Genomic DNA, 13,096 nt, shown 5'->3' with positions numbered 1-13,096 from the left:
TGATTGTAATGGTATTTAGCTCTGTTTGCTTTAGATAGCGTGTAAAGAGGTCAGAATAATGATGCCGACAGTGCAAGTAAGCGTCGAAAGCACTGTTGTCAGTGCGATAATATTCGCTGCAAGCACTGAGTTTCCTCCCATAGAGCGAGCCATGACGTAGCTTGCAGCAGCGACTGGCGATGCACTCATAAAAAATAGAATGCCTAACTCCAAACCTCTAAAACCGAACCAGTAGCCTGCTGTTGTCACCACAAATGGAGCCAAAATAAGTTTGTAACTACTGGCGAGCCATGCTGGTTTCTGTTCTTTTTTCATCGAGCTTAAGTCTAGCGACCCTCCGGTACAAAGGAGGGCTAATGGCAGTGTCATTCTGGCGAAATAATTACCGGCATCAATGGCTATATCAGGCACGGGAATCGACAACATGTAGAATACCAGACCAGACACAATTGCGATAATTAATGGGTTTTTGGTCAATGTAGTCAGCATGATTTTTCCGGCTGAAACACCAGAGTCTGTGCCTTTTGGGGTAAGGCAAATAACCGCTTGAACATTATAAATAAAGGTAGTGACAGCAACATAGATAGCCGCTAAAGCGACACCTTTTTCTCCGTATGCGTTGGCGACGTAAGCCAAGCCTATAATCCCGGTATTAGCTCGAAAACTTCCTTGAATAATGACGCCTTTATCCGTGGAGTGACGAAACATGGCGCCAACGGAGGTGTATGTGAAAATGAAGAAAAGTATATTGGCAATAATACTAAAAGTAATGAATTGGCTCGCTGCGGAGAAATTGTGCTCGGAGTTGACGATGCTTAAAAATAGCATGGCGGGTAGGGTAACTTTAAAGACTAACTTAGACGCCACGTCGATAAAATTATCGTTGATCAGACCGATTCGTTTGAACACTACTCCCAAAATGATCATAAGACAAATTGGGCCCGTGATGGTGATAGAAAACAGCAGTTGGTCGACCAAAGAGTCCATAAACATTCCATATTATCAGCGCAGTAGCATTGAATAATTATTCCACATCTTCTCATCCCAATAAATCAAGGATTGCAAAAAAGTACGACCGTGCTAAATTGGTGGTGTATTCGTTTTATTAGAGATTTAAATGAGCAAAGGTAAGCTGACCAAAGAGCACATTCTTAATCAAGCGTTCGGCATAGCGAGTCGTGAAGGCTTAGAAAGCCTGACGATCGGTGAGCTGGCTAAGCAGTGTCAGATGTCGAAGAGTGGTCTATTTGCGCATTTTAATTCCAAAGTGAACTTACAGGTAGCGGTGGTTGAGTATGCCGACGCTACGTTCCAGACTCGTGTGATTGCCCCTGTAAGAGAGCATCAGCATGAGTTGGTTATTGATAAGCTTAAGCATTTGATTGATAACTGGATGTGTTGGAATCAATCTTTCCAAGGCAGCTGTATGTTTATCGATGCTTGGCGTGATAATCGTCAAGACGAACTGCAAGTTTCTCTACGCAAGGCGATTTATCGCTGGATCAGCTACTTAACGATACAAATCGAGAAGGCCGTCGAAACTGGTGAGTTGAAAAAAGATCTGGATGTTAAGCAAGCGGCATTTGAACTTTATGGGCACTATCTTAGTGCGCATGTTTTTTACTCCCTCGTTGGGCAAGAAGAAAGTAGCCAAAGGTTTTGGAATAGTGTGACTAAGTCTTTTGAGTCTTGGTCGAGCTAATAGACATTTTTTTAAGATAAAAAAGCACGACCGTTCGAATCGTGCTGCAAGGAAGAGTCAGTCATGAGTGACAAAATTTACTTCAACACTTCTAATAAATTCAGTTTTAAAAAGCGCATGATTAACCTTACAACGCGCGCTCATCATAAGTTGGCGCCTAATCATGCGAAGAACACCGCGAAGAAGCTATTGTTGACGCCTGTTCGTTCTAAACCAAAGAATTCTGAGCCTCAGGGATTGGTAAAGGGTGAGATCGCGACGCCAGAAGGAATGTTAAAGACATATCGTCTTGGTACAGGTCCTGTGTGGATTTTAACTCATGGTTGGTCTGGTACGGCAAGCCAATTCTTCCCACTAATGGAGCACATCGCAAGTCGAGGATTTACTGCGCTTGCGTATGACCATCCTGCTCATGGTGAGAGTGAAGGTGCGTTTGGGCATATTCCTGCCTTTGTTGGCGGTTTAGAAGGTCTGCTGGATAATGAAGACGATGTTGCTGGGTTAGTTGGGCATAGCATGGGCACGGCTTCGGCGATTGAATGTAAGCACGCGAAACTTCATGATAAACCTTTGCTGCTTATCGCGCCGGTTCTCGACTATCTTGATAATTTGTTTGGTAGCGTCGCGCGTTCTGGCTATTCGATGCGTTTGTTTGAAGCGGTAGTCGATGATATCCAAACCCAATATCAATACCCTTTGCAAACCATCGATCCCTATAACAAATTAGCGCTTCGCAATGCGCCAACTATTATTGTTCATGATGAAAAGGATCGTTTCACTAAATATTCCGTGTCGAAGAAAGCAGCGCAAGAGATGGTCAATGTAGAGTTGGTCACGACACATGGACAAGGTCATGGTCGCGTTATGCAATGTCAGGAGGCAAAATCGAGCTTTGATAAGCTGATTGGTGTTTAATAAAATCAAGATGTTGTAATTATATCCATATTGTTGATGTGGTTAACAGATTGATAATTTTTCATTATGCGCTTGGTTTTCTATATGGGATCATAACTTGGTCCCATAAGCGTAGAAACTGAGTATCAGTGTCGTATCCTCTTTAATATAACTACATCGGATACAGTCAGCCTTCTGATCGAATCTAACTTCCGGTTTCATTATCTCGTTTATGGCGTTAGGGCCGCGACATTGAAGCGTGTTTCAAGGTCGTTTTCGCCCGTCTAATCAAAGGAAGCCATAATAATGAATAGAAACGATAGTGTCCCCTTACCCTCCAATACCCGAGAGTGGTTCTTTAACCGTAACAGCATGATTATTCTTGCCGACGTCGTGCTGTTTGCTGTGCTCTATAACACCTTACCATTTGAACCCAGTGTTGTGCTGGGAATTAGTATCTTAGCGTTTATTGCTGTGCTGTGGTTGACCGAAGCGCTTCACGTGACTGTGACTGCTATATTGGTGCCGGTGATTGCGGTTTTGTTCGGTGTGTTTGATACGCAGACTGCTTTAAATAACTTTGCCAATTCCATCATATTTTTGTTCTTGGGTGGTTTTGCACTAGCGGCCGCTATGCATAGGCAAGGCTTAGATAAGGTTATTGCCGATAAAGTGCTAGTGATGGCAAAAGGTAAGATGAGCGTTGCGGTGTTTATGCTGTTTGGCGTTACCGCACTTTTATCTATGTGGATCAGTAATACTGCTACCGCGGCAATGATGTTGCCATTGGTGCTTGGTGTATTAAGTAAAGTGAATGAAGAAAGCGGCCATAACACGTACGTTTTTGTACTACTTGGCATTGCTTATAGTGCGAGTATTGGTGGTATTGCAACAATGGTTGGAAGTCCACCTAACGCGATCGCCGCAGCAGAAGTAGGGCTCTCTTTTACTGACTGGATGGCATTTGGCTTACCAACATCAATCATTCTGCTCCCTATTGCATTAGCTGTCTTGTTCTTTGTATTAAAACCTAAGCTTGATGGTGAGTTCGAAATCAATCATGAGCAAGTGAATTGGGATAAAGGGAAAGTAGTTACTCTGCTTATCTTTGGTCTTACGGTATTCTTGTGGATATTCAGCAAACCGATCAATGCAATGTTGGGCGGGTATGCGAAATTCGACACCATCGTTGCTCTTGGCGCTATTGTTGCGGTGAACTTTGCTCGAGTAGTTCATTGGAAGGATATTGAGAAGACCGCAGACTGGGGTGTCTTACTACTGTTTGGTGGTGGTATCTGTTTGAGTAATGTCCTTAAGGCGACGGGAACGAGTGTTTTTCTTGCCAATGAATTAAGTGACATGATCTCTCAGTTCAATATGTTGGTGATTATCTTGGTGATTGCGGCGTTCGTGGTCTTCTTAACTGAGTTTGCCAGTAACACGGCGAGTGCGGCGTTGCTGATTCCGGTTTTTGCGAGTGTCGCTGAAGCGTTTGGAATGTCGCCGGTGATTTTGTCGGTGTTAATTGCAGTGGCAGCCTCTTGTGCGTTTATGCTTCCGGTAGCGACACCTCCGAATGCGATTGTTTTTGCCTCTGGTCATATTAAACAGCAAGAGATGATGCGTATTGGTATTATCTTGAATATCGCTTGTATCGGCGCTTTGACCATAATTGCAATGAGCTTTTGGGCATAGTCTAACGTCATCGAGTTGACTAAATAATCAAATAGGTCGTAAATACAAAAGGGTCATCAGTGTGTACTGATGACCCTTTTGCTTACCAGTTTATTTCGTCCAGCGCATTATAGATAAGCTGAGCGCCAAGCGGTGACAAATGAATACCATCGGCTTGGTATAGCGATGCGTAGCCTCTTTCGCATGCATATTGTTCAAACGTTTGGTAGATATCCACGATTTCAAGACCATTCTCTCCGCTGCTGTGCATTGCTTTCAGCTTTTCAGCGTGTTTTTGACTCAACTGCTGAACCGCACTACGAATGGTTTCGACGGTGTCTTTACGATCGCCAAACATTGGGAGCGAACCAACTGGGTCGATAGCAGAAGTGACGATCAAAATGGGTTGAATACCATGATGTTGAGACTGAGCAATCATAGCGTTGAGGTTACTGGCAACCACACTGATGTCTGTGCCCCAGTTGAGGTCGTTCAGTCCGCCAAATAGAACAACGGCATCAGGAGCTTGATCTAAAACTTGTTGTTTGAATCTAGATAGCATTCCTGCTGTCGTGTCACCGGGTACACCACAGTTGATAAACTCAATATCTGGATGGGCTGCAATGAGTTTATCTGACCAGTTTTGATTTGTGGCTAAACCCCATCCAGCCGTCAAGCTGTCACCCAATAGGACAATTTTTTTCACGTATTATTCTCGTATGATCAAAAAAGCCGCTCCATTAAGAGCGGCTTTTGAATAAGTTAGATTAGTTGCTGCTGATGTATTCTTTAAAGCGGGCTTTAGTGTCTGCATCTGCCTTGTTGTACCAAAAGATGAGCATCTCTTCAGCCGTATTGTCTGCTGCGCCACCTGGTACTGCGATTTCTGCGTTTGCTGAATTCGCAGGTAAGGTTGCGGGTAGCGTTACAGCGGTAACTGCACCTGCTGCTGCGATAGCGGCTACACCACCTTTGCGGTTGTAATCTTCTGCTTCTCGGTTGTAGTCACGGCCGATCTGCATACCGTCTTTAATCAGTTTATCCTGAGTTACTGGGATAGCATTTCCATCAGCGTCGACCAAAGACCATTTAAAGCTATCAATGTCCTTTTTAGCTTGGCGCTCATTCTGGTAAGAAGGGACTTCTAGAGTAAGTTCTGTATTGCTAGCATCAAAACGAGCGATGATTGCTTTGCTTGGAACCGTCACACGTTCTTCTCGATTCAAATCAAACAAAGGTTCGAAGCGAAAGACAATTTGGTTTACACCATCTGGAAGCGTAGCGGTTTTGCCAGAAGAGAAGAAACCGTTGGATTTTGTAACTGGGTCTCCAGCATTGACTGATAGTAGATCAACAGAGTCAGGGATTTTGATCGTCACATCAGCAACAGCCATGGTGCTGCAACCAGCGAGTAATGCACAAGCAAGAATCTTAGAAGCTTTCATTTTATTTTATCCTAGCAGAATTATTCTAATAGTTTAGCGTACACTAGATTGCCTATGTTGTGGATTGATTGCAATCTTCGCCGCAATACTAATATGGAATTTAATCAAAAATTTACAATGTATGCTTGTCATTGTTGTGGTCGACGATCGGGAATACGGCGTCGTAAACCAGATTAAAGAAATAGGCGTAAAATAGAGCCACAATTACGAAGCCCAAGTCAGCTAGCACGGCATCGATTAATGATAGGTTTAAGCTCCATGCCAATAATGGAATAGTCGCGACTAGTAACCCTAACTCGAACAGTAATGCGTGGTAGACACGTTGAGTGGGGGTCTTTTTTGGTGTCCCTCGTAAGTAAATCAAAGCTCGATCAAAAGCATAATTGTAAATGTAGTTCCAGACCATAGCGATCAACGACAGCGAAAATGCAGTTAACGCTGCGGTTTTGACGTTAGCTCCGAAAACAAACATACAAATTGGTGCTGCAATAAGTAACAGTAATAGCTCGAACAAAATAGTATGTCTCAATCTATCCGCAGGGCTTCGCATTACATTTTTTGAATTCACAATGTGCTCTCCTTCACATCTCATCGAATTGCGCAAACTTTATAAAAAAAATATTACATTTTGAAGATCGATCTATTATATTTTCGAATTGGTCGGAGGAGTGGTGACTCTAATGCCATATTTTCGTAAGAATATGATCTAAATATACGTTTTCAATAACTTCAATAAATGAGTTGCTCGTTTGGTGTGTTATTAATATATATATGATCGACTATTGTTTGTTCTGAATTGCCAGTTTTGAAAATTACCTATTAACTATGCGGATACTTGGTCTTTTTCCTCAAACTAATATTTAGTAGGATGTCGATTGGTGATACCTCCACCAAACTGCACTCAATGAGCCTAAGTGGTCTCAAAAGAATGGAATCTAAGTGCTACGTACGATTTTCAACAACGCACAGAGATTTCATTTGAACACGCCAAACTTTTCATCGACTTTGATGGCTATATCAATACTAGCTTTTGCCCCTTATTGCGATGCGAGCGAATCGAAGACTTCAACAGAGAGTCAGGACAAGCCCGAAGAATCGGTGGAAACATCAGATGAGCTTCCTGACCGCAAGTTCGCCGCATTTCCTGTTCCAATTACTGATGATGCACTTGGTCTGGGTCTTGGCGTTAATGCCATGTACCTTCACGACCGAGCCGAAGGCGCTAAAAACCCCTCTACCAGTATGTTTTACGGTCAATACACTGATACAGGCAGTGGCATGGCAATCATAGGACATGAACATGTTTTCGCGCATGATGCGTGGCGTGCGGGTTTCTATGCTGGACACTTTGGTCTCAATTTGAAATACACAGGGCGCGTCGGAATGCAGTTACCTAAAGCCGCTCAATATTCATCCTACTCTAACTTTGTTTACGCAGAGGTACGTAAGCAAATTATTGATGACCTTTATTTAGGTGTGCAGGGTTTGTGGAGTGGTGGTAATGCGAGCCTTAATGAGCATACCGATCCAGAAATTAAAAAAGCGTTTGAGCAAGAAATGAGTGGTAGCAATAGCGCGCTCGGACTGCTTATGACCTACGACTCTCGCGATAATATGATGGGGGCGACGAAGGGATTAAACGTCGATTTAAGTACTTTGCACTATTCAAGAGATAAACGGACGGGCAAACGCTTTACCAGACTGGATGCAGAAATCAGTCAATATTTTCCAATTGGAGATGATGTGCTGGCTTATCGAGTCATGGGTAAGGAAATGTTAGGTGATGCGCCAGAATATGAGTTTGTTACCCCTAGCTTACGTGGTGCCGATTGGAATAAATACCGAGGCAGTTCAGTGTACCAAGCTGAAATTGAATATAGGCACAAGTTCTCCACACTTTGGAGCGGTGTGGTTTTCGCTGGTGCGGCGGTGATAGGTAATCAGGACCGTTACTACACGCACTCGGTTCAGTCTGAAGTTGTGCCATCGGCTGGCGTCGGTGTTCGTTACTTATTGAATGCCAAGGAGCGATTTACTGTTGGTGTAGACGCTGCGGTATCAAAGATGGGTAATACCAGCTTTTATATCCGATTTGGAGAAGCTTTCTAGTTGCCATCTCAGCCATTTTATTGATTTATAGTGCAAATAATCGGTAGTGGCATTATTGTTTTGGTTTATCTTTGGGTGCAATTTTTGTGCTATTGTTTTACGATAGTGCGCTTGTTAATAATATAGTCAAAGGGTTGGGTATGCTGAATATTGAACAGCTTGTTGCTTTTGTCGCTGCGGCAGAACAAGGCTCATTTTCTGCTGCTGCGAGGCATTTAGGAAAAAGCCAAAGCTCAGTGAGCATTGGTGTCAATAATCTGGAGGTCGATCTCGGGATTACGCTCTTCGATCGCAGTACCAAGTACCCTAAGCTGACGCCGCAGGGTGAGCGAATGTTATCGCAAGCTAAGGTGCTATTAAGACAAGCTGAACGAATTCGTAATTACTCTCAAGCTAGCGTTGATAGTGTCGAAGATACACTTAAGATAGCCATTGATCCTTTATTGCCATTTTCTTTGTTGGAATCCGCAATTGAGAAAATGTCTCAACGCTTTCCTTTCACACAAGTCGATGTTTCGAGACTCGCAGCACATCATCTCACCAACGCGATTATTAAAGATGAAGTGGAGCTTGGCTTTAACCTAGCGGCTGATGCGGTGCCAGAAGGGCTAGACTTTGTTTCTATCGCTAATATTGAGTGGGTCTGTATTTGTAGCCCAGATTCGATTTTTGCCGACATGCAGCAAGTGAGCAATGAAACCCTTATTGGCGAACGACAAATTGTATGTCGCAGCATGATGCAGAATACGGTGCTTCAGGCTCAGGGCGCGTTTTCTCAAGATATTTGGCAAGCAGACGATCAAGAAGATGTGATCAAGCTGGTGGAACAGGGTATCGGTTGGGCGATTGTGCCTAAAGATTTCACTGTTGAAAAGCAGGCGATGGGTACCTTGATTGATTTTAGGCCTGAATTCCAGCGCTATGAAATGATGAACTCAGCGGATGTGCTGTGGAAATCCAATACGAGGCTAGGTCCTGCCGCTAAGTACTTATGTGAGATGCTTGGTGTCTTCTAAGTAAAAATAGCCCCTCAACCGAGGGGCTATTTTTATGTTTGATGAATATGGACTTGATTACGACCTTTTAGTTTTGCCTGCTGTAGGCTTTGAGTAGCTCTACCAATAATGCCATCTGTACTATCTCCAGTTGCTGTAACGCCAATAGAGACGGTTGCTGTAATCCATTCATCATGAATGTTCAAAGGTAGCTTTTCTATCAGCTGTCTTAACCATTCAAGCTGCTTTTTCGCATCGACGTTGTCGTTTGCCTCGAATAGTACCGCAAATAGTCCGCTTTCATAGCGAGCAATGCAATGTGACTTTGGCTTTGGGAAGCTGCGTTTGATGATGTCTGCTACATACAGAATAATCGTGTCGCCAATCATATCGCCATAGTCAGCATTGATTCTTTTTAATCCATTTATATCGATCAAAGCAAAATAAGCGCTAGAATTTCTGAGTTGCTGGGTCAACTCTGAACGCATGGTGAGCTTGTTGTCCAGTCCAGTAAGTGAATCCTTATCGTTGAGGTATTGGAACAGCAATAAGTTTGAAAGAGCGACTTCAGAGAAATCTCGAATAGCTCTTATTACGCCATCAAAGGCAAAAAACGCACTCTTAACGTATATCACGCCAATTAGGGTATCCCTCTGAAATAGCGGCAATATGTAATGACGCCCATTCACTTGAAGCTTTCGCGCTAACGCATCATTGTTACTGTTATATACATAGTTCAATTGACGTGAGGTGAAGATGGACGGCAATGACTGGCATTGATGAATAACTTTGGTATTGCCATGAAAGTCGACGGTTTTAAAGCTCCCAGTATCTTGTTCGTATAGACAAAATTGTACGCCTTTGTGGAAGATAAAACGGTCAACGATGGCGCGAAGATCGTGTTTAAAATGAGCAATGTCAGGCGCCTGGTTGAGTCTTGCTAAAGAGTGGTTGAGTTGGTAACTGATGTAGTTAATAGATAGAGCCAGCGATAACAGCGCTAATATCACCAAAGCGGTGAGTGAAATCTGATAAGACGTAAACAGAATATCTGCTCGACTCGTTCCAGAAACGAATATCCATTTCATTGGGTTTCTTGCGTCAAACATACTGACTTTGAGTTCGCCATTGTAGTGGTATTCGTAGCTACCTCTAGTTTGTCCATAGGTGATCTTCTGTTCTAGACCCTTTAGGTAGCTGATGGATTCTGTGCCGATTCTCAGAGGATTAGGATGGAAAATAAGTCGGCCATTAGTGCCATCTATTACGAATACATAGCCTTCTTTAAGCGTTTTCATATTCGCGAGATATTGGGTGATATGCTGAGCGTCTACCTCAAACCAGACTTCTAGCCTGGGGTGACTAAGTTGCTGTTTGATAGCAAATACCCAGAGCCCATCTTGCTTTTGATATAGGGTCGAAACAGCATACTGGTGCGAAAGAGCATCGAAGGAGTGCCACTGAATCGATGACTTTGTCTGCTCGCTAATACCTTCTCCATGATTATCGACATAGGTTTGAGCGATCGGGTCGAACACACTAATACTTTTATACAGGTACGTGTTGTCTAGTGTTTGCGTAACAAGTGAAGCAAAACGTGCGTCGTCAATATTCTTTTGCAGTAAATCCACTTTTGCAAAGGTCGCTTCAATTTGTGACCAAACTAGTGCCGTTGCCATTTTCACATTGGACTGAGATTGAGATTTCGCGAGTTGAAGAGAATGTTGATATTGCTGATAGGAGATAAAAATAAGCGCTGCAATAAGAGCAAAAGTGAGCGGTTTTAGGGCTCGTAGTAGGATTTTCGGCAGAGACATATTGTATTAAACCATTTGAGCATGCGGAAATGGTACTACGTCTTAGATAAGGGATACAAAACAATTATTTGACGTAAAGTTAGTAGAGATCAATTGATAAAAATAAGAGGTTGAAAAACAACCTCTTATTGATGAATGGATTAACGTTAGATCATGAATCTGTTGGAGAAAAGTGCAAAATAGCCATCGACATTGGAGCTTGAAGTATTTCACCTTCAGCATGTCCTACTTCAGACTCTGCAATATGAGTATCGCAAATGGTCTTCCAAGTCTGGTTTCGATCGTTTGGCAAGGTAAAACGAGCAGGTGCTTTGGTTTGGTTAATTAAGTAAACCATCTCATCGCCGTCATCCCCAATACCAATATGTAGTGCGACGCTACTAAGTCGATTCCAATCTTCCATGCTCATTAATTTTCCATCCACACGGCTCCAGAAAATGCGATTGTCGTTACGCTTCTCGCCGCTAAATGCGCGGATGAAAGGCACCATATACTCCCGGCGAGCGGCAAGCATGTCAGCTAGCCATTGTCTGAAGTGCTCTTTCGGCTCGCTTGAGCTCCAGTCCAACCAACTGATCTCATTGTCTTGGCAATAGGCGTTGTTATTACCTTTTTGCGTGTGTGAGAGCACATCTGCGGTCAAAATATGGGGAATACCAAACGAGAAGAGCAGCGTTGCCATAAAGTTACGCTTTTGCTTCTCGCGAGTTGCCAAGATGACTGGGTTGTCTGTGTCGCCCTCTGCGCCATAATTGTCTGAGCGATTATCACCGTGTCCATCACGGTTTTGTTCACCATTGGCCTCATTATGCTTATGCTTGTATGACACCAAGTCTTGCATAGTGAAACCATCGTGGTAGGTGATGTAGTTCACGGTCAGTTTATATGGCCAATTTGCCGCACTGTATAGGTCTCGAGAACCCATTAATCGGGTAGCGAACTCTTTCAAGTAACCTTGATCGCCCCGCCAGAAACTGCGCGTAATGTCTCGCAAACGGTCATTACACTCATTCCAACCAAATGGGAAGTTACCGACTTGATAACCATTAGGACCGATATCCCATGGCTCTGCAATTAACTTAGTCTGTTTTAATACAGGATCTTGCGCGACAGCTCTAAAGAAGGCAGCGTCACGGTTAAAGTTATCTCCGTTACGACCGAGTGTCGCAGCAAGGTCAAAACGGAAGCCATCGACGTTGAACTCTTGAACCCAATAACGGAGTGTATCCATAACAAGGTTGAGTGCTGGCTGATAATTGAGGTCAACCGTGTTTCCGCAACCGGTAAAGTTTGCAAAAAACTCACCATGGCGTAGATAGAATTTAGAATCCAAGGCTTTCAGATTGAAGACCGCTCCGTTATCTCCACCCTCTGCAGTATGGTTGTAGACCACATCAAGAATGACCTCAATACCATGGCGGTGAAGTTCACGAATAGCTGATTTTAGTTCTAGGACAGCATCTGAATCTGCATAGCGCGGATCTGGTGCCATAAAGACATATGGGTTATAGCCCCAATAGTTAACTTTATCCATGTTGAGCAGGTGAGGTTCATGCATACAGGCAGCGACAGGGAGCAATTGTATAGAATTGATATTCTGCTGCTTATAAAACCTCAGCATCTCTTCGCTGACTAAGCCTAGATACTTACCTCTATTCTGCGATGGGACCTTCTCATTGAGCTTAGTGGAGCCTTTTACATGAGTTTCGAACAGCACCATTTCTTCGCGAGGGATTCTTGGTAGCTTAGTGTCTTGCCAATCGAAGTCGTCAGCAATGACCACACATTTCGGTAGTTCAAAGCTTTTTGATGCATCAAATGGCGGAATATAGTGCAGGGCTTTGTCCAACGATTTTGCGTAAGGATCTGATATGAAATGACGCTCTTCACACGTTTCTATGACAAAACCATAACGTTGCCCAGCCGTGACTTCGCTAATGTGGGTATGCCTTACTCCAGCATATTCATTAGGGAGTGGGAACAATTGAATATTATCGTTGTCATCAAAGAGAGCTAATTGGATATCTGGGCAATCTGGAGCATGGATCGCGAAGTTACATCCTCGTTTATCCAGCGTCGCCCCTAATGGATATGGGCTTGATTGATGTTGTGTCATAAGATTTTTTTCTATTTGTTCGTGAATGACATTACTTAACTTTCAATAGTTAATAGCTTTGTAAACATTAGGTCAAGTTAAGATCACAGAATTTTAAATGTAATTTAATTTCAGTTTATTTGGCGTTATTTTGTAAAAAGTGATGTAAGACGTATTTTGTGCGTCAAAACATTACCAAATCCGCTACTCCTCCCCCCTTTTTTTGTGACTTATCCTTAAAAAACACCATACGGTTATTTTTCTCATCCTTTCTCATCCCCCTTAACAATCTTCAGGGTGGAGGACGTATCGCACTTACTACTTGGTTAATCTGACACCGTTCAATCCGTCATTCCGCACCATAT

General features: G+C 43.2%; 11 protein-coding genes. 5 read left to right on the top strand and 6 right to left on the bottom strand.

From position 1 onward, the window contains the following. Positions 1-30 precede the first annotated feature (30 nt). Positions 31-987, bottom strand: a complete 957-nt coding sequence (locus tag HW45_RS25525) for an AEC family transporter (protein ID WP_006070116.1) — start codon at positions 985-987, stop codon at positions 31-33. 130 nt (positions 988-1,117) lie between these two features. On the opposite strand from HW45_RS25525, the gene HW45_RS25520 reads away from it, so the two are divergent. The 3 genes from HW45_RS25520 (at position 1,118) to HW45_RS25510 (ending at position 4,291) form a co-directional block, all read left to right on the top strand. Beyond that, on the top strand, positions 1,118-1,702 hold the full coding sequence (locus tag HW45_RS25520; RefSeq protein ID WP_006070115.1) for a TetR/AcrR family transcriptional regulator: 585 nt from the start codon (positions 1,118-1,120) through the stop codon (positions 1,700-1,702). Between the two features lie 63 nt (positions 1,703-1,765). Beyond that, a complete protein-coding gene (locus HW45_RS25515; RefSeq protein WP_038230795.1) occupies positions 1,766-2,617 on the top strand; it encodes an alpha/beta fold hydrolase in 852 nt (283 codons plus the stop codon). A gap of 285 nt (positions 2,618-2,902) precedes the next feature. Beyond that, positions 2,903-4,291 carry an SLC13 family permease gene (locus tag HW45_RS25510; RefSeq protein ID WP_006070113.1) on the top strand — a complete coding sequence of 463 codons (1,389 nt, stop codon included), beginning with the start codon at positions 2,903-2,905 and terminating at the stop codon, positions 4,289-4,291. Positions 4,292-4,373: 82 nt separating this feature from the next. Here HW45_RS25510 and HW45_RS28505 read toward each other — a convergent pair whose 3' ends face one another. The 3 genes from HW45_RS28505 to HW45_RS25495 form a co-directional block, all read right to left on the bottom strand. Beyond that, positions 4,374-4,976: an SGNH/GDSL hydrolase family protein gene (locus HW45_RS28505; RefSeq protein WP_051868386.1), complete on the bottom strand. Its 603-nt coding sequence runs from the start codon at positions 4,974-4,976 to the stop codon at positions 4,374-4,376. Positions 4,977-5,037: 61 nt separating this feature from the next. Then, positions 5,038-5,715: a DUF2057 family protein gene (locus HW45_RS25500; RefSeq protein ID WP_038230794.1), complete on the bottom strand. Its 678-nt coding sequence runs from the start codon at positions 5,713-5,715 to the stop codon at positions 5,038-5,040. 112 nt (positions 5,716-5,827) lie between these two features. Beyond that, a complete protein-coding gene (locus tag HW45_RS25495) occupies positions 5,828-6,283 on the bottom strand; it encodes a PACE efflux transporter (protein WP_038230793.1) in 456 nt (151 codons plus the stop codon). 371 nt (positions 6,284-6,654) lie between these two features. Here HW45_RS25495 and HW45_RS25490 point away from each other — a divergent pair, with 371 nt between their 5' ends. Both HW45_RS25490 and HW45_RS25485 read left to right on the top strand, forming a co-directional pair. Continuing rightward, a complete protein-coding gene (locus HW45_RS25490; RefSeq protein ID WP_038230791.1) occupies positions 6,655-7,824 on the top strand; it encodes a hypothetical protein in 1,170 nt (389 codons plus the stop codon). Between the two features lie 140 nt (positions 7,825-7,964). Next, complete coding sequence (locus HW45_RS25485; protein WP_038221951.1) at positions 7,965-8,840, top strand: LysR family transcriptional regulator; 876 nt, start codon at positions 7,965-7,967, stop codon at positions 8,838-8,840. A gap of 32 nt (positions 8,841-8,872) precedes the next feature. Here the strand turns inward: HW45_RS25485 and HW45_RS25480 are convergent, their stop codons facing one another. After that, on the bottom strand, positions 8,873-10,636 hold the full coding sequence (locus HW45_RS25480) for a sensor domain-containing diguanylate cyclase (RefSeq protein ID WP_038230790.1): 1,764 nt from the start codon (positions 10,634-10,636) through the stop codon (positions 8,873-8,875). A 151-nt stretch (positions 10,637-10,787) separates the two neighbouring features. Further along, a complete protein-coding gene (gene glgX / locus HW45_RS25475; RefSeq protein ID WP_051868383.1) occupies positions 10,788-12,752 on the bottom strand; it encodes a glycogen debranching protein GlgX in 1,965 nt (654 codons plus the stop codon). Positions 12,753-13,096: the final 344 nt, after the last annotated feature.

Source organism: Vibrio sp. ER1A (assembly GCF_000733315.1).
GTDB classification, from domain to species: Bacteria; Pseudomonadota; Gammaproteobacteria; order Enterobacterales; family Vibrionaceae; genus Vibrio; species Vibrio mediterranei.
This window is presented reverse-complemented; position numbering and strand designations above follow the sequence as displayed.

What these genes read in the sequence shown, in the direction of transcription:
- HW45_RS25525 (WP_006070116.1), bottom strand. Translation starts at nt 987, where the DNA reads ATGGACTCTTTGGTCGACCAACTGCTGTTTTCTATCACCATCACGGGC.
- HW45_RS25520 (WP_006070115.1), top strand. Translation starts at nt 1,118, where the DNA reads ATGAGCAAAGGTAAGCTGACCAAAGAGCACATTCTTAATCAAGCGTTC.
- HW45_RS25515 (WP_038230795.1), top strand. Translation starts at nt 1,766, where the DNA reads ATGAGTGACAAAATTTACTTCAACACTTCTAATAAATTCAGTTTTAAA.
- HW45_RS25510 (WP_006070113.1), top strand. Translation starts at nt 2,903, where the DNA reads ATGAATAGAAACGATAGTGTCCCCTTACCCTCCAATACCCGAGAGTGG.
- HW45_RS25500 (WP_038230794.1), bottom strand. Translation starts at nt 5,715, where the DNA reads ATGAAAGCTTCTAAGATTCTTGCTTGTGCATTACTCGCTGGTTGCAGC.
- HW45_RS25485 (WP_038221951.1), top strand. Translation starts at nt 7,965, where the DNA reads ATGCTGAATATTGAACAGCTTGTTGCTTTTGTCGCTGCGGCAGAACAA.
- HW45_RS25480 (WP_038230790.1), bottom strand. Translation starts at nt 10,636, where the DNA reads ATGTCTCTGCCGAAAATCCTACTACGAGCCCTAAAACCGCTCACTTTT.
- glgX (WP_051868383.1), bottom strand. Translation starts at nt 12,752, where the DNA reads ATGACACAACATCAATCAAGCCCATATCCATTAGGGGCGACGCTGGAT.